The sequence below is a fragment of the uncultured Roseobacter sp. genome, assembly GCF_947499265.1.
GTDB lineage: Bacteria > Pseudomonadota > Alphaproteobacteria > Rhodobacterales > Rhodobacteraceae > Roseobacter.
Genome location: NZ_CANMNK010000005.1, coordinates 384,803 through 408,482 on the forward strand (window position 1 = coordinate 384,803; position 23,680 = coordinate 408,482).

Sequence of the window (23,680 nt, forward strand, 5' to 3'; positions counted from 1 at the left end):
TGGACGTGAGCATCGAAATCAAGTTGACTGATGCCGCCGGGGAGCGGCTTTTTGGGACGTATTTGCATCAAGGAAGAAATAGCAACGTGGTAACCCCCTTGCTTGAAGTACAAGATTTGAGCATTGGCTTTGGATCAGCAGATTCTGTCGTCCGAGGTGTCAGTTTTCAGGTTATGCCGGGAGAGACGCTTGCGCTGGTCGGCGAAAGCGGGTCCGGCAAAACCATCACCTGCAGATCCGTGCTCCGCATCCTTCCGGCCAGCGCACAAATTCGCAGCGGATCCATCAATTTCGACTGCTCCGGCAAGGTGCTGGACCTGCGAAATCTGAACGAACGGTCGATGAGATCCATTCGTGGAAATCAGATTTCCATGATCTTTCAAGAACCTATGCGATCACTCTCGCCGTTGCACCGGCTCGGAGATCAGGTGTCGGAAGTGCTGCGCCTGCACCGCGACATGCGCCCCTCCGAGGCCAAGAAAACCGTGTTGGACACCTTCGAACGGGTTGGTTTTCCGGAACCCGCGCGGGTCTGGCGTGCCTACCCGTTCGAGATGTCGGGCGGGATGCGGCAGCGCGCGATGATCGCCATGGCGATGGTCGCCAAGCCGGATCTGCTGATCGCGGATGAGCCGACAACCGCGCTGGATGTCACGACGCAGGCACAGGTTCTGGGGCTGATCAAGGATCTGCAGAAAGAGACGGGAATGGCCGTCATTCTGGTCACGCATGATCTGGGGGTGGTCGCCAATATGGCCGAATCCGTTGTGGTGATGAACAAAGGCCGTGTGATGGAGCGCGGCCCCGCGCCGGCCGTTCTGGGGGATCCCGCGCATGGGTACACGAAAAAGCTATTTGCTGCGGCCCCGATAATCCCTGAGGTTGCTGCCCCTGCGCGTGCGGAAAAACACGACGACCTCATCCTTGATCTGCGCAATGTGTCCAAGACCTATACGATGCGTGCAGGCGGGTGGAGCAAACCGATGACCGTCACGGCCTGCCACGAGGTCAATCTGGAGTTACAACGCGGCAAAACGCTGGCCGTGGTCGGTGAAAGCGGGTCGGGCAAAACCACCTGTGCACGGATCGCCCTGGGCGCGGAGATGCCTGATCCCGGCGGCGAGGTCGTGTTCACACCCACCAAAGACGCGCCGCCCGTCAAGATCAACGCGATGTCGTTCACGGAGCGAGTTTCGTTCCAGCGTCAGGCGCAGATGGTGTTTCAGGACCCCTATTCGTCCCTGTCTCCGCGCATGCGGGTGCAGGATGCGCTGACTGAACCCATGGAAATCCACAATCTGGGATCACGATCCGACCGACGCGAGAAGGCGGCTGAAATGCTGCGCTGGGTTGGCCTCGATCCCTCGATGCTGGGGCGATATCCGCATGCGTTTTCGGGTGGTCAACGGCAACGGCTCTCCATCGCGCGCGCCTTGACGCTCGATCCGGTGTTACTGGTCTGCGACGAGCCGACCTCGGCGCTCGATGTCTCGGTACAGGAGCAAATCCTCTGCCTGCTCGAAGATATCCGGGATCGGGTTGGCCTCAGCTATCTCTTCATCAGCCACGATCTCGCGGTGGTTGCGCGCATCGCGGATGAGGTGGCCGTGATGCGTCAAGGTGTCGTCGTCGAACAGGCCCCGCCTGATACGTTGTTCTACAATCCGCGCCATCCCTACACCAAGGCCCTGATCGCCGCACAGCCCGAGCCAGATGTGAGCCGACCCATCGATCTTGGCCTTGTGGCAAAAGGGGCGGGCAAACCCTCAAGCTGGCCGGACGCATTCCGCTTTGAAGGCGTTGCCGCCCCCGCTTTGACCGAACTGGAACCCGGCCATAAGGTGCGTTGTCATGTTTAGAGTTTTCGCTGCCCTTCTGATCGTGCTGACGACCGCCGCAAGCGGCCATGCCGACACGCCGACCCCATCTGAGAGCAGTTTCTGGCAAAAAGAAGTGGGCAAAGGCATTCTGCCGCCCGTGACCCAACGCCTGCCGCAAGAGCCGCTGGTCGTTGACCTCGAAGCTAAAGGCCGCACCTTGGGGGAGCAGGGCGGCACGTTGCGCACGCTGGTGTCGCGCTCAAAAGATGTGCGGCAGATGGTGGTCTATGGCTACGCGCGGCTCGTAGGCTATGACCAGAACTACAATCTTTATGCTGACATCCTGCGCGATATCGAGGTGGTCGAGGGCCGCAAATTCACGCTGCACCTGCGCAAAGGGCATCGCTGGTCCGATGGGCATCCCTTTACCTCCGCGGATTTCGAATACTACTGGAAACACGTGGCTCAGAACAAGGAACTGAGCCCCGCCGGCCCGCCACAACATATGGTCGTGGACGGCGTGTTGGCGGATGTCACCTTTCCCGATGCGCATACCGTGGTGATCGAATGGCCGACGCCAAACCCGCAGTTCTTGCAGCTGCTGGCGCAGGCGAGCCCCTTTTTCATCTACCGGCCTGCGCATTACCTGAAACAGTTTCACGCGGAGTTCACAGACGCCAAGACCCTGAAGAAAAAAATCAAAAAAGCCCGTGTACGCGCCTGGGCGGCGCTGCACAACGACCGTGACAACATGTATAAATTCGACAATCCGGACCTGCCGACGCTGCAGCCCTGGATGAACGCATCCGGCACGAAATCCAGCCGTCATCTCTTTGTGCGCAACCCCTATTATCATCGGATCGACACGCAGGGTGTGCAATTGCCCTACATCGATATCGTGGAAATGACGATTGTCGGTGGCGGGTTGATCGCAGCCAAGGCCAACGCGGGCGAGGTGGATCTGCAGGCGCGGGGGCTGGATTTCCCGGACATCTCGATCCTGAAAAAGGGCGAGACCGATGGGGCGGGATACAAGACGCTGCTCTGGGCCAATGGCGCGGCAAACCAGATCACCATCTATCCCAATCTGAACTTCGCCGACCCGGTATGGCGCGAGGTGATCCGCGATGTGCGCTTTCGCCGCGCGCTCAGCCTTGGCATCGACCGGCGCATGATCAACCGCGCGCTGTACTTTGGCCTGGCGAAGGAAGGCGGCATGACCGCACTAGCCAAAAGCCCGTTCTTTGACCCCGCCAATCTCTTCTCATGGTCCATCTACTACCCGGCCAAGGCCAACGCGCTGCTGAATGAAATGGGGCTGACGGAGCGCACCCCCGATGGCATCCGCAAGTTGCCGGACGGGCGCCCGATGGAATTTGTGATTGAAACCGCAGGTGAGCGGCAGGAGGTCGAAAACGCGCTGGCCATCGTGACGGATACCTGGCGCGAGATCGGCATCAAGCTGATCATGCGCCCGCTGGACCGCGATATTCTGCGCAACCGGGTCTATTCGGGTCTGTCAATGTCTGCGGTCTGGTTCGGCTGGGACAATGGCCTGCCGCAAGCCTACACACCGCCCGAATACCTCGCGCCGACGCATCAGGAGTTCTTCGCCTGGCCCAAGTGGGGGCAGTACTATCAAACCGGTGGCGAGGTTGGCGAAGCCCCGGACATGCCTGCGGCCAAACGGTTGATGCAGCTGAGCTGGGATTGGGATCACACCACCGACACGGACGAACGGGCCGCGATCTGGCGCGAAATGCTGGCCATTCATGCAGATCACCAGTTTGGCATCGGCATTCTATCGGAAGCGCCACAACCCGTTGTCGTCTCGGACCGGCTGCGCAATGTCCCCGAGGTGGCCAAATGGGCCTGGGACCCTGGTGCCCATTTCGGCATTCACCGGATTGACGAATTCTACTACGACGAACCGTTCCAGCAGCTCACGCAATGATGTTTCTCCGCTACGCCATCTATCGGTTCATCACGATGCTGCTCACCCTCTGGGTGGTGTCAATCATGATTTTCGTGATCATCAACCTGCCGCCCGGCGACTATCTGTCTAACCAGATCGCAGAGCTGCGCGCCACGGGACAGGCCGAAGGGGTGGCCAAGGCCGAGTTCCTGCGCACCGAATATGCGCTCGACCGACCGATCTGGGAGCAGTACCTGATCTGGGTCGGCATGGCGCCCGGCCCGCAGGGCTGGTACGGGCTCATTCAGGGTAATTTCGGCTGGTCCTTTGAATTTGACCGGCCTGTGTCTGAAATCGTGGGCGATGCATTGTGGCTGACGGTTCTGGTGAACCTTGCCGCCGTGCTCTTTGTCTATCTGGTCGCCCTGCCGCTGGGCGTCATCGCTGCGGCAAGATCCGAGACATGGGTGGATTATACCGCGGCCTTTGTCGGCTACCTAGGGCTGGCCACGCCAAACTTCCTGCTCGCGCTGATGCTGTTTTATTATGGGAACAAGTATTTCGATCTGCCCATTGGCGGGCTGATGGATCCGCAGTTCGAGGGGGAGCCGATGTCCTTTGACAAGGTGAAATCCATCCTTGTCCACCTGATCGTGCCAACCTTCGTCATCGGGACCTCGGGGGCCGCTGCCATGATGCAACGGCTGCGCGCCAATATGCTGGACGAGCTCAGCAAACCCTATGTCGAGACCGCCAAGGCCAAGGGTCTGGCCCCGTCAAAGCTGCTCGCCAAATATCCCCTGCGCATGGCGTTCAACCCCTTTGTGGCGGATATTGGCAACCTGCTGCCCGCGATGGTATCTGGGTCGGTTCTGGTCTCTGTTGTTTTGGGCCTGCAAACCATCGGGCCGTCGCTGCTGACTGCACTGAAGTCTCAAGACCAGTTCCTGGCCGGGTTCGTGTTGATGTTCGTTGCCCTACTCACCCTCATCGGCACGATGATTTCGGATTTACTGCTGGTTCTGCTTGACCCGCGCATCCGCTACGGAGCCCGCGGCACATGACCCAATTGCCTGATGGTCGCTATGTCGACGACGCCCCCTATTCCGACACCACCGACCTCAGTGCGCTGGAACGTTCTGATATGGACGCTCCCAACTGGGTGTTGGTCTGGCGCAAATTCAAGCGGCACAAGCTAGGTCTGATATCGGGTATCTTTCTGCTGCTCAGCTACCTGATGCTGCCTGTTGCGGGGTTCATCGCGCCTTATACGCCCAACGAACGCAGCGCGGATTACCTCTATGCGCCACCGCAATCCGTGCACCTGTGGCATGAGGGCGAGTTTATCGGGCCTTTCGTTTACCCCACCACCGCCACGGCGGATCTGGTCAACTACCGCTGGACCTATGAGACCGACACGACACGGCCCATGCCGCTGCAATTCTTTTGTGATGGCGACCAGTACAAGCTCTTTGGCCTGATCCGGTCTGACACGCATCTTTTCTGCGCGCCAGAAGGCGCCACGATCTTTTTGTGGGGGTCGGATCGGTTGGGGCGGGATGTGTTCAGCCGTATTCTCTACGGCGCACAACTCTCGCTCACCGTGGGCCTTATTGGCATCACGGTGTCCTTCGCCCTTGGCATCTTTTTTGGCTCCATCGCGGGGTATTTCGGCGGCAAGACGGATTGGGTGATCAACCGGGTCATCGAGATTCTGCGCTCCTTGCCAGAACTGCCGCTGTGGCTGGCGCTGTCGGCAGCGGTGCCGTCGAACTGGAGCCCGGTGGCGGTTTTCTTCATCATCTCGATCATTCTGGGCATACTCGACTGGCCCGGGTTGGCGCGGGCGGTCCGAAGTAAATTCCTCTCGTTGAGAGAGGAGGAATATGTCAGAGCGGCAGAGATGATGGGAGCAAAACCCGGTCGGGTCATTCGCAGGCACCTGTTGCCCAATTTCATGTCCCACCTCATCGCTTCTGCCACGCTGTCGATCCCGGCGATGATCCTGGGTGAAACAGCCCTCAGCTTCCTGGGCCTCGGCCTGCGCGCGCCTGCCGTGAGTTGGGGCGTGATGCTCAATGATGCCCAGAACCTCGCCAGCATCGAGATTTACCCGTGGACGGCCATCCCGATGCTGCCGATCATCTTTGTGGTACTGGCCTTCAACTTTCTGGGCGACGGGTTACGCGCCTCTTTGGACCCTTACAAATCCTGAGAAATCGTTGAAGTTTGGGCAACAATTTGCCACGCAAATACCAGATTTCACCTTCAATCTCACGCAACGAACACGTGTGAGGGATATAAATGGATGTGATGTTTGCTCTGTTGGAGTGGTTCACCAGCTTTCTGTTCAACTGGGAATCTCGCCTCTCGGTGATCTACCTCTGCGCGACCGTGGTGCTGGTTTACGTACTCTGGATCCTGCGCGGACGGTCAGGCAGTTTCACTGCCTACCTGCTGCCAAAAGAAACATATCTGCACAAATCCAACCTCGTCGACATCAAAATCTTTTTATTCAATACGCTGCTAGCAGTATCCGGCTTCTTTGCAGCCGTTACACTGACACCTTTGATGACGGTCTATTTTCTGGATGCAATGTTACTCTTGACCGGCGGTGACCTGGCTCCCGTGCCCGGTCAAGACGACTGGAAAAAGCTCGCCTTGGCGACGCTGATCATGATCCTCACGCTCGACTTCTGCAAATACTGGGCACATCGGCTACACCATGAAACGGCGATCCTATGGCCCTTCCATGCGGTCCATCACTCCGCCGAAGTCCTGACACCACTGACGGCCAATCGTAACCACCCGGTTTTCATTGTCATCCGACTGTTCATATACGGTCTGATCGTCGGATTGATACAGGCGCTCATGCTGTTTCTACTGATGGGTAAGATCGATGTTCTTACCGTTGGCAGCGTGAATGCCGGATATTTCCTGTTCAACGCGCTGGGATCAAACCTGCGCCACAGCCACATCTGGCTCAGCTACGGGCGCGTGCTGGAGCATATCTTCATTTCACCCGCGCAACACCACATTCATCACTCCATCGAACGCAAACACTACAATAAGAACTACGGCGAGGTTTTTGCCTTTTGGGACTGGATGTTCGGTACGCTCTATGTTCCGGCGAGCTATGAAAACATCAATTACGGCCTCTCGGACGAAGAAGGGAACCGCATTGAGCAACCGCATCCTACCCTGCGCGCCGCCCTGCTGCATCCCTTCGTCGAAAGCTGGGAGGCGCTGTGGAAAGGCACCTCGCGCGATCCGAACCTGACGCCCGACGCGGATCAGACGGCACTGCAATGAACCGCGGTCTTTCCCTTTGGCTCGACGTACTGCGGGTGGGTGCAACGCTTGTGGTCGTCTTGTCGCATATCGCCTATGCCCGTTTTACGCGCGGGGATTATCAGTTCATGCGCGATCTCAATCTGGGCAGCGATGCTGTCATCGTTTTCTTCGTGATTTCGGGAATTGTGATTGCTTACGCCGCTGAGCGCGACAAGCATCTGCCGACCTACACCTTCAACCGCGGCACGCGGCTGCTGTCGGTTCTGCTGCCTGCTCTGCTGTTGACCTTCGTCTTTGACCAGATGGGACAACGCATTGACCCCGGTGCCTATCCGGCTGGGTATTACGGGGCCTTGCCGCTTTGGGAGATGCTGCTGCGCGGGCTGAGCTTTTCCAACGAATGGGGCGCATTTGAGCGCGTGCGTCTGGGCACCAACGGTCCGCTTTGGTCACTGAGTTACGAGGCCGCCTATTACATCCTTTTCGGGGTGGCATTTTTCATGTCAGGCGCGCGCCGGGTGATCATCCTGCTGGGCCTGGTCGTGCTCTTCGGTCCGCGGGTTTTGCTGTTGATGCCTGCATGGCTGATGGGCGTCTGGCTCTGGCGCAAACTGGCCGCCGGTGGCGCGGGCACGCTCCCCTCAAAAACGGCGCGCATGATGGCATGGGGGGCACCCGTGCTCTACGCGGCCTGCTTGTGGATCGGCGTGCCCGACATGCTCGCACATCTGACCGCCGAGGCCATGGCCCCCGCCCGCTACCGGCACGTGCTGGCCTTCTCCGATGAATTCATCTGGAACGCACTGGTCGGCGTATTCACAACCATCCATATCTTCGGCATGGCCCGCCTTTTGCAAAACCACACGCGGGACAACCGCGCCGTGCGCTGGTGGGCCGGTGCGAGCTTCTCGATCTATGTGACCCATTATCCTGCGTTACACCTGATCGACTCTGTCTTTCCGGCGGAAACACTGGCGCGAGACGCCCTTTTTGTGGTCGGATCCATCGCCATCAGCCTGATCTTTGCCCAGATCTTCGAAAGGCGGATCGCGGGGCTGCGCAGCTGCATCCGTGCGCTCATCGGGCATTGGGGCCCTAGCGGTCGTCGCCCGCGTCCTCACCATCCATAAGCTCCTCTTCCATGGAAGCCTGCGCCGCCGCCGAGATGGATTTCTTATCCTCTTCGGACAGGTCCTCGACCTTGCCATCCTTCAGCCGCACGGTGACCTCTTTATGCGCGAACTGGATGCCCTCGCGCTCGAAAAGGATACGGATTTCTTCGTAAACCCGCTTGCGCACCAACCATTGATCGCCGGGTTTGGTCATGAATTTGACCCGGATAATCATCGCGGAATCCTGCATTTCAATGACACCCTGGGACTTCAGCGGCTGGATGAAGTTTTCACCAATCACCGGATCGTCCAATAGTTCGACCCCCAACTTCTTGATCAGCTTGCGCACCTTCTCCACATCGGTGTCATAGGTCACGCGCAGGGGCAGTTTCATGATCACCCAGTCGCGTGAATAATTCGTCATGACCTGAATTTCGCCAAAGGGTATGGTATGCAATGCGCCCAGGTGATGGCGCAGCTGGAAAGACCGCACCGAGATTTTCTCCACCGTGCCTTTGACACCACCGATGTCCAGATACTCACCTTTGCGAAAGGCATCATCAAACAGGAAGAACCCGCCCGAAAAGATGTCGCGCACCAGCGCCTGAGACCCAAAGCCCACCGCGACACCGACCACACCTGCGCCAGCAAAAAGCGGGCCGACGTTCACACCCATTTCCAACAGGATGATGAGGCTGATCGTGACCAACACCACGATCAGAATGAAATTGCGGAACAGCGGCAGCAGCGTCGCCAGACGGCTGGCCCCGGTCCCACCACCATCGCCGCCCAGATCCTCTTCGCTCACGTCCCCCTGTTCTTCCAATATCTTATTGTCGATCCAGATGCGGAAGGTGTGATAAACAATATAGCCGATGAATATGATCACCATGATGTCGAGAAGCTGGGCCGCGTAGCTTTCCACCATCTGGGCCGAATTATTGTCCCAGATGTAGAAAAACGCATAGACTCCGGCGACAAACGCCAGAATACCCGCCACACGCCGCGCCAGCGCTTCGAAGGAATTCAACGCATGCCGCGGACGCAGCGGCATTGGCGCCTCTTCCATCGGGATGTCGTCCGGGGTGACCCCATCTGCCGCGCCTGCTTCGTTCAATTCGCGCAAGGCCCGGGCGCGTTGAAAGCTGCGCTCGATCATGAAATTGATCACGCCATAAACCACGATGATCGACATCAGGATGATATACGCCCCGGCGATCAGCGGGATCGACGACGGGTGCCCCAGCACCAGATCATAGGTCAGTTCGAGCCACGCAAAGATCACGTAAAGGATGACCACCGGGGCCCAGATCGTTGTCATGAACTTCACAGCCCAGCTGACCTGGGTCACGGATTTACCGTTCCGCATCGCGTTGGAAATGGCGGCGCGGTTTACCAGCACCATAACGATGTTCAGCAACACCACGATGGCCGACATCAGCGAAGACAGGAAGGCGTAGACGTCGTAATTAAGGCCCAACTCACCAATCCAGACGCCAAAGAGAATGGCCGTGATATCAAAGGTGCCCAGCACCCAGAGCCAGGTGTGAAGCCGTTTGGCATCCCGGTTGCTCATCACGGGCACCCGGTATTGTTCAAGGTAGGGGGATAGCACCATGCGCCACAGGTTCGCGACCAGACGGCACATGAAATAGGCGGTATTGATCACGCTGACGGTGAACTGCATCGCCTTGTCTTCCAGCGGGCCAAAGATCAGCGCCCCAAGGACATAGGCCACCAGCATGGACACCAGAATACCGATGACGCCCATGAAAAACCTGAAGACGAGAAAGGGCATCTTCTCGGCGTATCCCACCGGGTTTTCCCGGATGCGGGAGACCACGAAATTCCTGACAATCCTCTTGCCATAGACCTGGCTCTCGAAAACCATCCCCACAGCGAAAAGCAGCAGCGAGACAATCAGCGCATAGGCGAAAGCCCAGATCGTGCCATCCGGGCTGGTGGCGCGCAGGATGTAGATCACCTCGTTGAAGGCATTGGGCAGATCCAGGATGCGATCCACCAGCGCCGTGCGGAATCGCACCACCGTGTCCTGCGCCTTCATCAGGCGCGATCCTTCGACGCCTTCGGCCGGGGCATCCTCGACCTCGGCGGCTGTGCTCAGAATCTCGCCATCATTGTTGATGACGACCACGCCGACACCATTCTCCGACGCTTGACGCATGATCTCCGAAATTTGATCGGTGCTTTCGCTGCTCGACGAATTCGCACCTGGCAGGAGAGAGCCCAAACCCTGTGCATCTGTATCTGTGGGAGAAATCGAACAAAAGAGCGCCAAAAAGCAGAGAAGAATGGCAAAAAAGCGCACGCGCATAAAGAAAGTCCGGGCAATGTTAATTTGGTGTTTGACGGTAGGGGAGCGCATGACCCATTGCAATTGCACATCAGCGCAATATCTCGCGATCACTGGTGTTTTGCACATAATTCGCTTTTGTGCCAAATATGCAGTGAAAACGGGGCAAAGCGCCCCTCACCCGACCCAAGGACCGGCCGATGCGCCTGAATTATTTGCTTTGCACCGCGGCTGGTGTTCCCAAATTCCCCACGACAGGTATACGCTCCCCTGGCTCTGACAGGCGGGACATCCGGTAACATGAACGTGCATCATCAAGCCGGGTCAACGGCCCAACCTGAAAGTGCCGCGGAGCCCGAGCGGTCGCTGCGTGTCATGCTTTACAGCCATGACACCTTTGGTCTGGGGCATTTGCGGCGCTCACGTGCGCTGGCCTCCGCACTGACGGCGGCAGACCCGAAAGCCTCTGCCATCATTCTGACCGGATCCCCGGTTGCCGGGCGCTTCACCTTTCCGGAGCGGGTCGACCACATGCGGCTGCCGGGCGTCACGAAACTGCCCGACGGGACCTATGTGAGCCAGACCCTGGGCCTGGACATCGATGATACGACCAACCTGCGCTCGGGCCTGATCCAGACGGCGGTGGAGCAGTATGAACCGGACCTGCTGATCGTCGATAAAGAACCCACAGGGTTTCGCGGGGAATTGCTACCGACACTGGAATGGCTTGAGGGGCGCGATCAGACCCGCTGTGTTCTGGGCCTGCGCGATGTGCTCGACGCGCCCTCGGTCCTGGCGGCTGAATGGGATCGCAAGGGTGCGGTCGCAGCAACCGAACGGTTCTATGATCAGATATGGGTCTATGGGCCTCGCTCGGTTTATGACCCGACAGAGGGGTTGCAGCTGTCGGAGGCTACGCGCGCGCGGATCTACTGGACCGGGTATCTGCGCCGCGAAGTGATTGATGCCGCAGATACCCCGGATACCCCCTATGTCTTGATCACACCCGGCGGCGGCGGTGACGGTCAGGCGATGGTCAGCCTTGTCCTCGAAGCTTACGAAAAAGACCCGACCCTGAAACCCGACGCGGTGCTGGTCTATGGCCCCTTCCTGTCCGGCGAGGTCCGCGAGGCTTTTGAAGCCCGCGTTGCGAAGTTGAATGGCCGGGTGACGGCGGTCGGGTTCGACGCCAAGATCGAAGCGCTTTTTGCCGGGGCCGAAGGCGTTGTCTGCATGGGGGGCTACAACACGTTTTGCGAGGTCCTGTCATTTGATAAACGGGCCGTGATCGTGCCGCGGACGATCCCACGGCTGGAACAATGGATCAGAGCATCGCGCGCCGAAGAGCTTGGCCTTGTCCGAATGCTGGACGAAGAGCGCGACGGGATGACGCCGGAGACAATGATCGCATTCATCCGCGGCTTACCGTCCCAGAGAAAACCATCGCACGCCGGTGCGAACGGATTGCTGGATGGTTTGGATGTCGTCGTGGCACGCGCTGCACAATTGATGGCGGATAAATGACATCAAACCGCGCGCGCCTGGGCGTGATCGTTAAAGGATGGCCGCGCCTGTCAGAGACATTCATCGCCCAGGAGCTTGTGGCGCTGGAGGAGGCTGGCCTGGCGTTCGAGATCTGGTCGTTGCGCCATCCCACGGATCATAAGACCCACCCGCTGCATGATCGGCTGCGCGCGCCGGTGCATTATCTGCCTGAATATCTGAAAGATGAACCGTTGCGGGTGCTCAAGGGGTTTTTCAGCGCGCTCACACGCCCCGGTTTCGCCGCTGCCTGGCGCGCCATTCGTGCAGATTATCCGCGCGACCGCACGCCAAATCGCCTGCGCCGGTTCGGGCAGGCCTGTGTTCTCGCGCGCGAACTGCCGCCGGAAACGCGCGGGCTCTATGCACATTTCTTGCATACCCCGTCTTCCGTCGCCCGCTACGCGGCGATACTCACCGGCGTGCCGTGGTCATTCTCGGCCCATGCCAAGGACATCTGGACCTCACCAGAATGGGAGTTGCGCGAAAAGCTCTCCGCAGAAAGCCATGGTGCCACCTTTGGCGCGACCTGCACCAGTTTTGGTGCGGCTTATTTAAAAGACCTCACCGACACGCCCGACCGGGTGGATCTTGTCTATCACGGGCTTGATCTGGCGCGGTTTCCAGCCCCTCCGCAGCGAAAGCGACGACGCCCGGGTGATCCGATCAAATTGATGTCCGTCGGGCGCCTCGTCGAAAAGAAGGGGTTTGACCGGCTCATCCAGGCCTTCGGTCTGCTGCCTGCATCGGTTGACTGGCACTGGACCCATATCGGCGGTGGTGCCCTGAAAGATGAGTTGCAAGCGCTGGCGCGGACGCAGGGCGTCGCCGAGCGGATCACCTGGCATGGCCCCAGCGATCAACCAGAAGTCATCGAGGAGATGCGCGCGGCGGACCTCTTTGTGCTGCCCAGCCGGATCGCTTCCAATGGTGATCGCGACGGGCTGCCCAATGTTCTGATGGAAGCGGCCAGCCAGAAGCTGCCCATTCTATCGACACCGGTCTCCGCCATCCCGGAATTCATCGATACCGGCACCCATGGCATTCTGACCGATGATGCCCCCACAAGCCTTGCCCGCCAGATCGAGGCGATTGCCGCCAGCCCGGAGAACGCCCAAAAAATGGCGGACGCGGCCTATGACAGACTGGTATCCGCCTTCCAGATGCACCCGGGCATTGCGCAGCTGAAATCGCGACTGACGCAGATGTTGAGCGACGGGTCATGACCAAAGTTGCCTTCTATGCGCCGATGAAACCGCCGACCCATCCGGTGCCCTCGGGGGACCGTGCGATGGGCCGCGCCATCCTCGCGGCGCTCAGATATGGCGGGATAGAGGCTGAACTGGTCTCAAAGCTGCAGACACGCGACAAGGACGGTCATGTCGATACCCAAGCGCGGCTGCTGGCGCTGGCAGAGGCGGAAGCAACACGGTTGATCGCGCAAGGGCGCTATGCGGATTGGCAGGTATGGATCACCTATCACTGCTATTACAAAGCCCCTGATCTGGTCGGCCCGACGGTGGCCGCGGCGTTGAACCTGCCATATTTCCAGATCGAGGCCACACGGGCACGCAAGCGGTTGAACGGACCGTGGTCCACCTTTGCCCAGGCCGCAGAAGCGGCCAGCGATGCAGCGGATGTGATTTTCCACCTGACCGCCAGAGACGCAGAATCTCTTTATGCCTACGCGCCCGCACACCAGCGGATCGTCCACCTGCCGCCCTTCCTGCCGCGCAACGATTTACCCCCCGCCAGCTCCGGCGATGGCCCGATGCTCAGCGTCGGCATGCTGCGGCATGGCGACAAATTCGCGTCCTACGAGCTTATCGCCGACACGCTGACCCTTCTCAAAACGCCCGACTGGCGCTTGGTGATCGCGGGTGACGGGCCAGCGCTCAACGCCGTCGCCTCCATCATGCAACCCTTTGGAGATCGGGTAGAGCTACGCGGATCGCTGGACGACGCGGCATTGGGGGAGGCTTACGGGCAGGCCAGCCTGCTGTTTTGGCCCGGTGTCAACGAAGCCTTCGGCATGACCTACCTCGAAGCACAGGCCGCAGGGCTGCCCGTCGTCGCGCAGGACAGACCGGGTGTGATTGACGTTCTGGCACCACATCAGCATCCAACGCCCGCAGGCGGGCCGGAGGTATTGGCGCAGGAAATTGATTTGCTCCTCGGTGATTGCGCGGAACGCGCGCGGCGCGGACAGGCCGCACGCGACTATGTTGCAACCCACCATCTGCTCGGGGCTGCAAGCAAGACACTCTGCGATGCCGTCACCGGGGCAATTGCATGATACGTCTCGCATTGATCCGCCACGGCCACACCGCCTGGAACCGGCAGGGCCGCATTCAGGGACGCACCGATGTGCCGCTGGATGCAGAAGCCGAAGCGCAACTTGCCAGCCTGGCATTGCCGGATGACTGGCGCGCGGCAATGCTCTGGTCGAGCCCTTTGCAACGTGCAACGCGCACGGCAACCCTGCTGGCGGGCAGACCTCCCAAGACCGCCCCCGCGTTGACAGAGATGGATTGGGGCGATTGGGAAGGTCAGGAGGGCGCAGTCCTGCGGGCCGATCCATCGTCTGGATACCGGGACATAGAAGATTGGGGGTGGGATTTCCGCCCCCCAAAGGGTGAAACCCCCGCAGAGCTACGCGCGCGCCTTCTGCCCTGGGCGCAAGACCTGCGTGAGGACGCAGTAGCGGTCTGCCATATCGGCATCATGCGCGTTCTGATGGCCCATGCTACGGGCTGGGATTTCAAAGGTCCCGCGCCCTTCCAGATCAAGCGCAACAGGCTATTCGTGATCACGATCTCCGATGATATCTGGACCACTACAGATACCCCCATCAGACTAAGGCAACGCGCGTCATGAAGATCATGATCGCCGTGACACATCTTTTGGGCACGGGTCATCTGACCCGCGCGCTCACGCTTGCACGGGCCTTCGCGGCGGAAGGACATGCCAGCACGGTCGTGACCGGCGGTATGCCTGCGCCCCATCTGGACAGCACGAATGTGTCCCTTGTCCAACTGCCGCCACTGCGGTCGGACGGGGTGAATTTCACGCGGCTCCTGAACGCCGAGGGGCTGGATGCCGGTGAAGAGGTAATGCAGGCCCGGATGCAGGCGTTGGAGGTGACGCTGCACGACCTCAGGCCCGACGTCCTGATCACGGAGCTATTTCCCTTCGGACGTCGGGTGCTGCGCGCGGAATTCTTGCATCTGCTCACCTGCGCCGCGACACAGCTCAAGCGGCCGCTGATCTGCGCCTCGGTCCGCGATATCCTCGCACCCCCTTCCAAACCTGAAAAGGCCCATGCCACCGAAAACATCATCACCTCCCACTACGATGCGGTACTGGTGCATTCGGATCGGGCGATAACACCGTTGAACATCAGCTGGCCCGTGACCGAAACGCTGGAGGATTACCTGGACTATACCGGATTTGTGGCTCCGCCCGCACCTGCCCCGCATCCGCACCACCTGGGATCTGGAGAGATCCTGGTCAGCGCGGGGGGCGGCGACGTCGGCACAGATCTCTTCGCCGCGGCCCTTGATGCCGCACGCCGAGATCCGGCACGGTCCTGGCGGTTGCTGATCGGGGGGACAAATGCCCAGAGCAGGGTAGCGGCGCTGCAGGTCGATGCCCCCACAAACGTCGTCATTGAACCCGCCCGGCCCGATTTCAGACACATGCTGCACCACGCGGCGGCATCCATTTCGATGGCAGGCTACAACACCGCGCTTGATCTTCTGCAAACCGGCACACCGGCTGTCTTTGTCCCCTTCGATGCCGGTGGCGAAGTCGAGCAGAGCCTGCGCGCCAAAGCTTTGGCAGCGCTGCCCGGCATATCAGTGCTTCCCACCGCGCAGTTGAGCGGCGACGCGCTCTTGCACCATCTGGCGCAGGTGATGACCGCGCCTCAAAGATCGCCGCAAACCAACGCACTGGACGGCGCACGCAAGACCGTTGAAATCGTCGAAACCCTCGTGAGCGCCCGCCGATGAGCATCGACTGGTCTCCCCTGCGCGCGGAACTGGCCCTTTGGCGCGCGGAACAGATGGTCCTGCCCCTATGGTGGCGGGATGATGATGCGATTGCTGCAACCTCCGAACTGGACCGTTTGGCGCAGCTGTCTGACGATCTGTCACTGCCTGTGCATCTGGCCGTCATTCCCGCCCACGCGGAGACGTCACTCGCCACCATGGTCACGGCGCATCCCAATCTCATCCCGATGGTGCATGGCTGGGCGCATGAGAACAGGGCGCCCAGCGGGTCAAAGAAAGCTGAGTTTGGCCATCCGCGCGTTGGTGCCAACGACGAACTTCAGAGAGCTCTAAGCACCTTGCGCGGCCTTTTCGGGTCAAGCCTGATGCCTGCCTTTGTTGCCCCATGGAACCGCCTGCATCCCTCCTTCATGCAAAACCTGTCCGACCTGGGCTATGCCGCAGTTTCCACGTTTCTGCCCCGCCCCTCCGCGCATCCCGCGCCGGGATTGCTGGCCGTCAATACACATATCGACCCGATTGATTGGCGGGGCACGCGTGGCTTGCTGGACCCTGATCGCATCATCGCCGACGCCGTCGCCCAGCTTCAGGCCCGACGCCGAGGGGATGTCGATAGGACAGAGCCACTTGGCTACCTCACACACCACCTCGTGCACACCCCGGATGTCTGGACATTCTCACGCGCCTTTCTGAGCGAAATGCTCAACGGTGGTGCGACGCGCACACTACTGACCGAAGCCATAAAGGAGACGACATGAGCCGATTGGAATCCATGCGCAGGCGATTGTCCGCACAGATCGATGGCCTGAACTGGGCGTCGAAATCTGTCGCGGACATGCCGGGCGATGTTCTGGAATTGGGGCTCGGGAACGGGCGGACCTTCGATCACCTGCGCGAGCGCCTGCCCGACCGCCGGATCTGGGTGATCGACCGGGTGCTGAAACCGCATCCGTCCTGTATTCCGCCAGAGGATGATTTCCTGTTGGGTGAGGCCGACGACATGTTGGCTGAACTGGCCAACCGCGATGCCAAGATGGTTTTGGCCCACTATGATTTTGGATTTGGCGTCAAGGAACTGGATGTCGAAGAGGGCGCGCGCCTCTCACCCTTCATCGCCCCCCTGATGCACCCTGGCGGCCTGATCGTCAGCCAACAACCTCTGATCGGGTTCACCCAGATCACAGGCCCGGACACCATTGATCCGGAACGCTATCTCTTTTACCGCGCCCCATAATTTCCCGCGCGGCTTGCAGGAAGAGGTCGTTCGAAAAAGGGGGGCACAGCGTCCTGATCTCGGGAACTCTTTGCCCTGTCAGCGCGTTCTCTTGGTGGAACTGGAAAGGAAAAAACCATGCTTAGAATTGCTACATTGTGCGCTGCCCTGATCGCTCTTGCCGCTTGTGAAACCACAAAGGGTGCTGGAGAGGACATTCAGGACCTTGGTGAGGCGATTGAAGGGGCCGCAACCAACCCGACCTGATCACTCAAATGCATCTCGCTGGTGGGAGAATGCCGTTTTTTGCGTGAAGTCAGGTCCTGAATCGGGTTATCCTGCTCTGGATATTCTTCAACAAAGGACCATCCGATGATCAGACTTGCTTTTGCACTCGCTGCCGTTCTGGCTTTGACCGCATGCGAAACCACCAAGGGCCTTGGGCGCGACGTCCAGAATGCGGGCGAAGCGCTGGATCAGGCCATCTGATCGGGGCGTCCCACGGATACCATGGGCCACGGTGCACCGCGCCTGCCCCCTAACCCGGCCCAATATGCGGCCGGGTTTTTTCGTGAACCCTCTATACTATCGCCTGATCACGCGGTGCAGGATCTGCAAAACGGTGTCGCCGGCACCAGAATAAGCCGCGCATCGCTGATACCCTCGCCACAGGTGACGCAGACGCCATAGGTGCCTTTTTCAATCCGGTCCAAAGCGGCATCGATGCTTCTAAGCTCCGCTTGATCCGCCAATCCCATGGCCTCCAGAACCTCGTCCCCCTGCCGCTCCGAAGAACGGTCTTCCCAGTCTTTCGACGGCGACTCGTCAAGCTGGTGTTCAATCCATTGCATCATGCTCGCGAGCTCTTCACGACGGGCCAGCAAAATCTTTTTCTGAGCAGTGATATTCATGAGGGCGCTCCCATTCGGCGCAGGCAGGGTGGCACACTCTCAGCCGCGCCGCATTGATTTGGGTCAAGCTGGCGTAGCATGGCGGAGGCGCGCGCTATCTCACCACCCAAAAGATACCCAAGACCGACCGGCACGCGCTCCGAACTACTGGCCGATTTTACGCGCCACCAGATACGATGCGGGCAGGGCCAGCACCGCACCCGCCGCCGCCGCGATCACGATCGGCAGCACATCCGTCATACCCGCGCTGAGCACGGCAATGACGCCGCTTCCGGCCAGGGTGGCAGCAATGAAGCAATACAGGATGGCAGTGAGGCGGAACATTTTCAGGGCCCTTTGTCAGGCGCACGCAAGCGCGGTTTCAGTCTGCGCACAACCTATTCTCAGGCAGCAGAAAACGCCTTGATTTGGGTCAATTTCAGAATGGGTTTGAACGATGTGCGACGCGCCGCCGCAATAGCGAAAGGCGTCAGGGGATCGGACCGAAATCCTTTCCATGCCTTGCGGCACATCCTGACGCCTTCTTGAACCTATCATCCCCCCAGAGGGCGATATATATGGCCCAGCTTGCATAAGAGCGTTACCCCTCTCAGCCGAGACGCCTGGTCCAAAAACCAACCATCCCCCGCTCAACCCTGCCTAAACCTATCGTCCGTCCTGATCCTTGCGGACCCGTCAGGTAAGATCTGCCTCTGCTTATCCAGACCTTCGCCACGGCCCTTTCGAGCCCACACGATCCGACCTGTATCCTCCTGATGTTCTGCGATCCGGACCTGACCCCGAGGAGCCTATCCCGTTCCGCTTTCCACCCTGAGGGGCTTTTGCGTCCACCCCTTTGTTCGAAGAACTCCGTTGCGGTGATCTAAAGGTGCACCCAAAGGTTGAGTCGCGCAACAGAAAAATGACGGTTTCGCGAAATTTCTTGTGGATAAGCTGTTGATTTATTTGGTATTTCTATTGTGGGTAACTTGGGGATAAGCGCGAAATATCGTTTAAGTCAGGCGGCTTGCCGCGCTGCGGAAAGGCTGTGGATTGGGGTGGATTTGCGCGGGCTACTTTTTCGAAATGCTGCAAACCTATTTCACCTCTTAAAATCGAGGAATTCCGCACCACTTAGCGCTAGCCGGTTTCCTTCCTCTAGGCCCTCTAACCAGCAAGAACAATTTAGAATGTGATTAAGCTTTCTTTTTCCTTCAACTTTTGGTAGTATCAAAGAATATTTTGGAGCATCTGAGTGTTTGTAGTATATTTATCCATCTCGGCAGCAATAGGAATCTCTTTTGGAGGCGCAATTTCGGAGAAAAGAGCCGAAACGGTCATCACACTACCTCCAGCTGGGCACCTTATGGCTCAATGCGAGAATGAATGCTTAGAGCAAATTGAGGAATATGAAACGTGGAAGCGGAGCTTTGAGGCATCCAGCTTCTCGCAGTTTGGAGCTAAGAATGATATCGAAGACAAGTTCATGCCGAAGTCATTTGATGGCATGAATCAATCTACTCCGTTGGTTGCGCCGCCTTCATCGGGAATAAATACTCGCAACTTGAGAATTCAAAAAAAGATAGACGGCCTAAATATTTATAATGGAATAAAATAAACCAAGGGCTTCCGATTTTTTTTGGAAAGGATGGTTATATTTTGAGCAAATTTCACTTAAACACCAGTGGTTGGTTTCTCGTTGTCGCACTCGCTATTACACTCACTTTTTTTGCACCTTACTTTTTTGGTTTACACAATTCCTTCAAGGCAATTGATCATGCAATAGGTGAAGCGCACACGCTCACTGTAGATGGATCACGCCGCTCGATCATATCGAGAGGGCAATTTACCTGCGCGGAACCCGCCCCTGACACTATGTCAGCTTTTGCCACACAACTCGCTTCAAGCATTTCAATGAGCAGTGCATCGAGTAATACGCAAGAAGATGCCGCTAAGGCGATGATGGATATTGCCTCTGACCCCAAAACGCAGGCATTGTTTCGGCGAACACAAGGAATTCAAGCAATTCGGGACGGGATGTTCCGCCTGTGCGAAGCAAGAATGAATACTGCTGTTAACGAGGACTTTTATGAAGAGCAAATGACAGATTTGCTGATGACACTAAATTTCATTGTCCCGTTGGAGCTCTGCATAAATGCAAGCACCAAGATGGGTGAAATATTTTCACCTCCCGCTAGTGAAATCCTGGAAGACTCAAGGAGCACAGGCGAAAACGACAGCGCAGTCTTAATAGCCAACTATATGAACCTTTGTCTAGACATCTCGAAGGAGTATGGCCTAACGCTTGCGCGAAATGCTTCAGAGACCCGCGCCCAAAGAAGGCAAGTCGAATACGAACTGAAGGTAGAACAGGCGAAACTTGATGCTTTTTCACGTCGACTAGAAACTGATTCAGAGAACTGAATATGTGAGCTTCAGCCGTCCATCTTCAACGCCGAAATAAACGCTTCCTGTGGAATATCCACCTTCCCAAACTGCCGCATCTTCTTCTTCCCCGCCTTCTGCTTGTCCAGCAGCTTGCGCTTCCGCGTGGCATCGCCGCCATAGCACTTCGCCGTCACGTCCTTGCGCATTGCTGAGAGCGTCTCGCGGGCAATCACTTTGCCGCCAATGGCCGCCTGAATCGGGATTTTGAACATGTGGCGCGGGATCAGGTCCTTGAGCTTTTCGACCATCGCGCGGCCACGCTGCTCGGCCCGGTCGCGGTGCACCATGGTGGAGAGCGCATCGACGGGTTCGTCATTCACCAGGATCGACATTTTTACCAGCTGGTCCTGCCGGTAGCCGATCATCGCGTAGTCAAATGAGGCATAACCCTTGGTCACCGATTTCAGCCGATCGTAGAAATCAAACACCACTTCGTTGAGCGGCAGATCGTAGACCACCATGGCGCGGGATCCGGCATAGGTGAGGTCCATCTGGATGCCGCGCCGGTCCTGACAGAGTTTCAGCACATCGCCGAGGTAGTCGTCTGGCACCAGAATGGTCGCCTTGATGCGCGGCTCTTCAAGGTGATCGACCAGCGTGAGGTCGGGCATGTCGGCGGGGTTGTGCAGCTCCATCATCTCGCCATCCTTCATGTGGATGTGGTAGATGACGGAGGGCGCCGTGGTGATCAGCTCGATGTCATATTCACGTTCGATCCGGTCGCGGATGACCTCGAGGTGCAGCAGCCCCAGAAAGCCACAGCGGAAGCCGAACCCAAGCGCGGCAGAGGTTTCCATTTCGTAAGAGAACGACGCATCGTTCAGCGCCAGTTTTTCGATGGCATCGCGCAGGTCTTCGAACTCCGCAGAATCCACCGGGAAGAGGCCGCAGAAGACCACGGGCTGCGAGGGTTTGAAACCCGGCAGCGCGTCCTCGGTGCCCTTCTTTTCATGGGTGATGGTGTCGCCGACGCGGGTGTCGCGGACCTGTTTGATCGAGGCGGTCAGGAAGCCGATCTCGCCCGGCCCAAGCTCATCGATCACGGTCATTTCGGGGCGGAAGACGCCGATGCGGTCCACGTGGTGGGTGGAGTTGTTCGACAGCATCCGGATGCGTTCGCCCTTCTTCAGCACCCCGTCCATGATCCGCACCAGAACGATCACGCCAAGGTAGCTGTCATACCAGCTGTCCACCAGCATCGCCTTCAGCGGCGCATCACGCGTGCCCGTGGGCGCGGGTAGGTTCTGGACGATGCTCTCCAGCGTTTCCATGATCCCCTGCCCGGTCTTGGCGGAGACCTGGATGGCCCCGGAGGCATCAATGCCGATGACATCCTCGATCTGCCCGGCCACGCGGTCACAATCCGACGCGGGCAGGTCGATCTTGTTCAGCACCGGCACGATTTCATGATCGGCGTCGATGGCGTGATAGACATTGGCGAGCGTCTGCGCCTCGACCCCTTGGGTGCTGTCCACAACCAGCAACGAGCCTTCGACCGCGCGCATGGAGCGGCTGACCTCATAGGCGAAATCGACGTGGCCGGGGGTGTCAATCAGGTTGAGGACATAATCCTCGCCATTCTGGGCGGTGTAGTTGATGCGCACGGTCTGCGCCTTGATGGTGATGCCGCGCTCGCGCTCGATGTCCATGCTGTCGAGCATCTGCTCCTTCATATCCCGGTCGGCCACCGTATTCGTGGACTGAATGAGCCGGTCGGCCAGCGTGGATTTCCCATGGTCAATGTGCGCGACGATGGAGAAATTGCGGATATGTGAAAGCGGTGTCATGGTGAGGATATGTAGGGGTTTTACGGGGCGGTCAAGGTAGTGCGTGATGGTTGAGATTACGAACCAAGAAACAGCGCTAAAATGGCTGGAGCAACAGGACCACCAAACTCAGATTTGGTTCGCAACACGTTGCGCGTTGCGTGCTCTACCGGGCCTCTACAACGACGCCTCGGGCGATCAAGGTGCAGACCTCGCGATTGTTCTTAACTGCTTTCGCGCCGGAGTGATCGCAAGCGCAGCATCCACCATGCAACCCTTTGATCTCGATGTCCTTGAGGTACGCGCCGCATCGGCCATTGCTGCTCTCAACGCACTTGAGGCTGACGGTACGCGACGTCAGGATGCCAAATTGGCCAGCAAGAGTGCATTGAATTGCATCGTCTCACCACCCCCCGCTCGACACGCAGCCGAAGCTTTGCAACGCTGTTCTCAAGTGGTTGACTATGACCAAATTGGCCCCGTTTCTTTTGAACGCGCCACACAAGATATCGAAGATCCACTCAACTGGGATGTGTTGTGGTCATCTGGTTATCCCGACTCCGACGACCCGTTCAGGGAGACTGGTATCCTCGGCGATGAGTGGAGCGATCTGCGCGGCCAAATGGGCCGGGAAGGAACAAATTTGGCCTTCTGGATTGAATGGTACCAAGGGATTATGAATGGCGCGCCGCTCCCGTGGGCTTTGATTCAGCGGATTGCGCTCGAAATAAAGGATGACGAGTGGGACGCTGGACCCAGCGTCGTGGCAAAACGTATCACGGAAATCCGCAAGGAATTTGACGCTGCTCAATCGATTGGGTCGGAAGAAACAGCATCTCAACCGTCGGAAGCACAAAAGGAAGCCATCGCAAAGCGGATTGCGAGTAACCGCGATGCGATTGCCCTCGCCGTTGCAAGCGTCTTGGAACAGTTGAACGAGTACCGCGAACGAGTACGAGGTCTGAACGGATTGGAGCCGGATTATCGTGAAGAGCTACTAAGCTTCATCGACCAGCTGTCGGTAAAGCTATCAGAGCTTATGAGTATGCTCCCGGATGAAACCGACATCACCATCCGTGAAACCGGTGATAAGGCCGCTAGTTGGCTAAGCCAGTATCGCGCGCTGGTTCCCGGCATAGCGAAACGTTATGCCGAACCTGAAAATTTTGCAGAAGCAACAGTGCCTGTTGGGATCATTCTTGGCTGTACAAGTATTGGCGCAATGATAGGCGGTCCGTTTGGCGCAACGGCGGGCGGCGTCGTCGGCGGATTAATCAGCAATCAGATGAAACCAGGTCAGGCAGCCAAGGCGATCTTGGATAGCTCATCTACATCACCCGACGCATAGTCTAT

Annotated in this window: 22 protein-coding genes; 18 read left to right on the plus strand and 4 right to left on the minus strand. The window is 58.4% G+C overall.

The window, feature by feature from the left end; all coding sequences use genetic code 11:
* Positions 1-86: 86 nt before the first annotated feature.
* The 6 genes from Q1A63_RS15990 to Q1A63_RS16015 all read left to right on the plus strand — a co-directional run bounded on the left by Q1A63_RS15990 (position 87) and on the right by Q1A63_RS16015 (position 8,159).
* On the plus strand, positions 87-1,859 hold the full coding sequence (locus Q1A63_RS15990; protein WP_299632223.1) for an ABC transporter ATP-binding protein: 1,773 nt from the start codon (positions 87-89) through the stop codon (positions 1,857-1,859).
* A complete protein-coding gene (locus Q1A63_RS15995) occupies positions 1,852-3,774 on the plus strand; it encodes an ABC transporter substrate-binding protein (protein ID WP_299632224.1) in 1,923 nt (640 codons plus the stop codon). The genes Q1A63_RS15990 and Q1A63_RS15995 overlap by 8 nt, the downstream gene beginning before the upstream one ends.
* Positions 3,771-4,799, plus strand: coding sequence for an ABC transporter permease (locus Q1A63_RS16000; protein ID WP_298974247.1), 1,029 nt, complete (start codon positions 3,771-3,773; stop codon positions 4,797-4,799). The genes Q1A63_RS15995 and Q1A63_RS16000 overlap by 4 nt, the downstream gene beginning before the upstream one ends.
* The gene (locus Q1A63_RS16005) at positions 4,796-5,950 is read left to right on the plus strand and encodes an ABC transporter permease (RefSeq protein ID WP_298974249.1); all 1,155 of its coding nucleotides are present in this window, start codon (positions 4,796-4,798) and stop codon (positions 5,948-5,950) included. The genes Q1A63_RS16000 and Q1A63_RS16005 overlap by 4 nt, the downstream gene beginning before the upstream one ends.
* A gap of 89 nt (positions 5,951-6,039) precedes the next feature.
* On the plus strand, positions 6,040-7,047 hold the full coding sequence (locus Q1A63_RS16010) for a sterol desaturase family protein (RefSeq protein WP_298974251.1): 1,008 nt from the start codon (positions 6,040-6,042) through the stop codon (positions 7,045-7,047).
* Complete coding sequence (locus Q1A63_RS16015) at positions 7,044-8,159, plus strand: acyltransferase (RefSeq protein WP_299632226.1); 1,116 nt, start codon at positions 7,044-7,046, stop codon at positions 8,157-8,159. The genes Q1A63_RS16010 and Q1A63_RS16015 overlap by 4 nt, the downstream gene beginning before the upstream one ends.
* Here Q1A63_RS16015 and Q1A63_RS16020 read toward each other — a convergent pair.
* Positions 8,125-10,326, minus strand: a complete 2,202-nt coding sequence (locus Q1A63_RS16020; protein ID WP_366524372.1) for a mechanosensitive ion channel family protein — start codon at positions 10,324-10,326, stop codon at positions 8,125-8,127. The two genes, Q1A63_RS16015 and Q1A63_RS16020, sit on opposite strands and share 35 nt — an antisense overlap.
* 429 nt (positions 10,327-10,755) lie before the next feature.
* Here Q1A63_RS16020 and Q1A63_RS16025 point away from each other — a divergent pair, with 429 nt between their 5' ends.
* The 9 genes from Q1A63_RS16025 to Q1A63_RS16065 all read left to right on the plus strand — a co-directional run bounded on the left by Q1A63_RS16025 (position 10,756) and on the right by Q1A63_RS16065 (position 17,712).
* The gene (locus Q1A63_RS16025; RefSeq protein ID WP_298974257.1) at positions 10,756-11,979 is read left to right on the plus strand and encodes a glycosyltransferase; all 1,224 of its coding nucleotides are present in this window, start codon (positions 10,756-10,758) and stop codon (positions 11,977-11,979) included.
* Positions 11,976-13,223: a glycosyltransferase family 4 protein gene (locus Q1A63_RS16030; RefSeq protein ID WP_298974259.1), complete on the plus strand. Its 1,248-nt coding sequence runs from the start codon at positions 11,976-11,978 to the stop codon at positions 13,221-13,223. The genes Q1A63_RS16025 and Q1A63_RS16030 overlap by 4 nt, the downstream gene beginning before the upstream one ends.
* Positions 13,220-14,293, plus strand: coding sequence for a glycosyltransferase family 4 protein (locus Q1A63_RS16035; protein WP_298974261.1), 1,074 nt, complete (start codon positions 13,220-13,222; stop codon positions 14,291-14,293). Before Q1A63_RS16030 ends, Q1A63_RS16035 begins: the two co-directional genes overlap by 4 nt.
* Positions 14,290-14,874, plus strand: a complete 585-nt coding sequence (locus Q1A63_RS16040; RefSeq protein WP_298974264.1) for a histidine phosphatase family protein — start codon at positions 14,290-14,292, stop codon at positions 14,872-14,874. Before Q1A63_RS16035 ends, Q1A63_RS16040 begins: the two co-directional genes overlap by 4 nt.
* Positions 14,871-16,010, plus strand: coding sequence for a glycosyltransferase (locus tag Q1A63_RS16045; RefSeq protein WP_298974266.1), 1,140 nt, complete (start codon positions 14,871-14,873; stop codon positions 16,008-16,010). The genes Q1A63_RS16040 and Q1A63_RS16045 overlap by 4 nt, the downstream gene beginning before the upstream one ends.
* A complete protein-coding gene (locus tag Q1A63_RS16050; RefSeq protein WP_298974269.1) occupies positions 16,007-16,768 on the plus strand; it encodes a polysaccharide deacetylase family protein in 762 nt (253 codons plus the stop codon). The genes Q1A63_RS16045 and Q1A63_RS16050 overlap by 4 nt, the downstream gene beginning before the upstream one ends.
* On the plus strand, positions 16,765-17,244 hold the full coding sequence (locus Q1A63_RS16055; protein ID WP_298974270.1) for a class I SAM-dependent methyltransferase: 480 nt from the start codon (positions 16,765-16,767) through the stop codon (positions 17,242-17,244). The genes Q1A63_RS16050 and Q1A63_RS16055 overlap by 4 nt, the downstream gene beginning before the upstream one ends.
* Before the next feature lie 117 nt (positions 17,245-17,361).
* On the plus strand, positions 17,362-17,490 hold the full coding sequence (locus Q1A63_RS16060; protein ID WP_298974271.1) for an entericidin A/B family lipoprotein: 129 nt from the start codon (positions 17,362-17,364) through the stop codon (positions 17,488-17,490).
* Positions 17,491-17,595: 105 nt separating this feature from the next.
* Positions 17,596-17,712, plus strand: coding sequence for an entericidin A/B family lipoprotein (locus Q1A63_RS16065; protein WP_298974273.1), 117 nt, complete (start codon positions 17,596-17,598; stop codon positions 17,710-17,712).
* A 107-nt stretch (positions 17,713-17,819) separates the two neighbouring features.
* On the opposite strand, the gene Q1A63_RS16070 is transcribed toward Q1A63_RS16065, so the two are convergent.
* Both Q1A63_RS16070 and Q1A63_RS16075 read right to left on the minus strand, forming a co-directional pair.
* Entirely contained in the window at positions 17,820-18,134 is a 315-nt protein-coding gene (locus Q1A63_RS16070; protein WP_298974276.1) for a TraR/DksA family transcriptional regulator, read from the minus strand.
* Between the two features lie 144 nt (positions 18,135-18,278).
* Positions 18,279-18,458, minus strand: coding sequence for a CTP synthetase (locus Q1A63_RS16075; protein WP_299402532.1), 180 nt, complete (start codon positions 18,456-18,458; stop codon positions 18,279-18,281).
* Positions 18,459-19,368: 910 nt separating this feature from the next.
* Here Q1A63_RS16075 and Q1A63_RS16080 point away from each other — a divergent pair.
* Complete coding sequence (locus Q1A63_RS16080) at positions 19,369-19,731, plus strand: hypothetical protein (protein ID WP_298974281.1); 363 nt, start codon at positions 19,369-19,371, stop codon at positions 19,729-19,731.
* A 41-nt stretch (positions 19,732-19,772) separates the two neighbouring features.
* Complete coding sequence (locus tag Q1A63_RS16085) at positions 19,773-20,537, plus strand: hypothetical protein (RefSeq protein ID WP_298974284.1); 765 nt, start codon at positions 19,773-19,775, stop codon at positions 20,535-20,537.
* A gap of 11 nt (positions 20,538-20,548) precedes the next feature.
* Here Q1A63_RS16085 and lepA read toward each other — a convergent pair whose 3' ends face one another.
* Positions 20,549-22,348 (minus strand): translation elongation factor 4, encoded by a 1,800-nt coding sequence (lepA, locus tag Q1A63_RS16090; protein ID WP_298974287.1) that lies wholly within the window; start codon positions 22,346-22,348, stop codon positions 20,549-20,551.
* 46 nt (positions 22,349-22,394) lie between these two features.
* Between lepA and Q1A63_RS16095 the strand changes: the two genes are divergently transcribed.
* Complete coding sequence (locus Q1A63_RS16095; protein ID WP_299632227.1) at positions 22,395-23,675, plus strand: hypothetical protein; 1,281 nt, start codon at positions 22,395-22,397, stop codon at positions 23,673-23,675.
* Positions 23,676-23,680 lie beyond the last annotated feature (5 nt).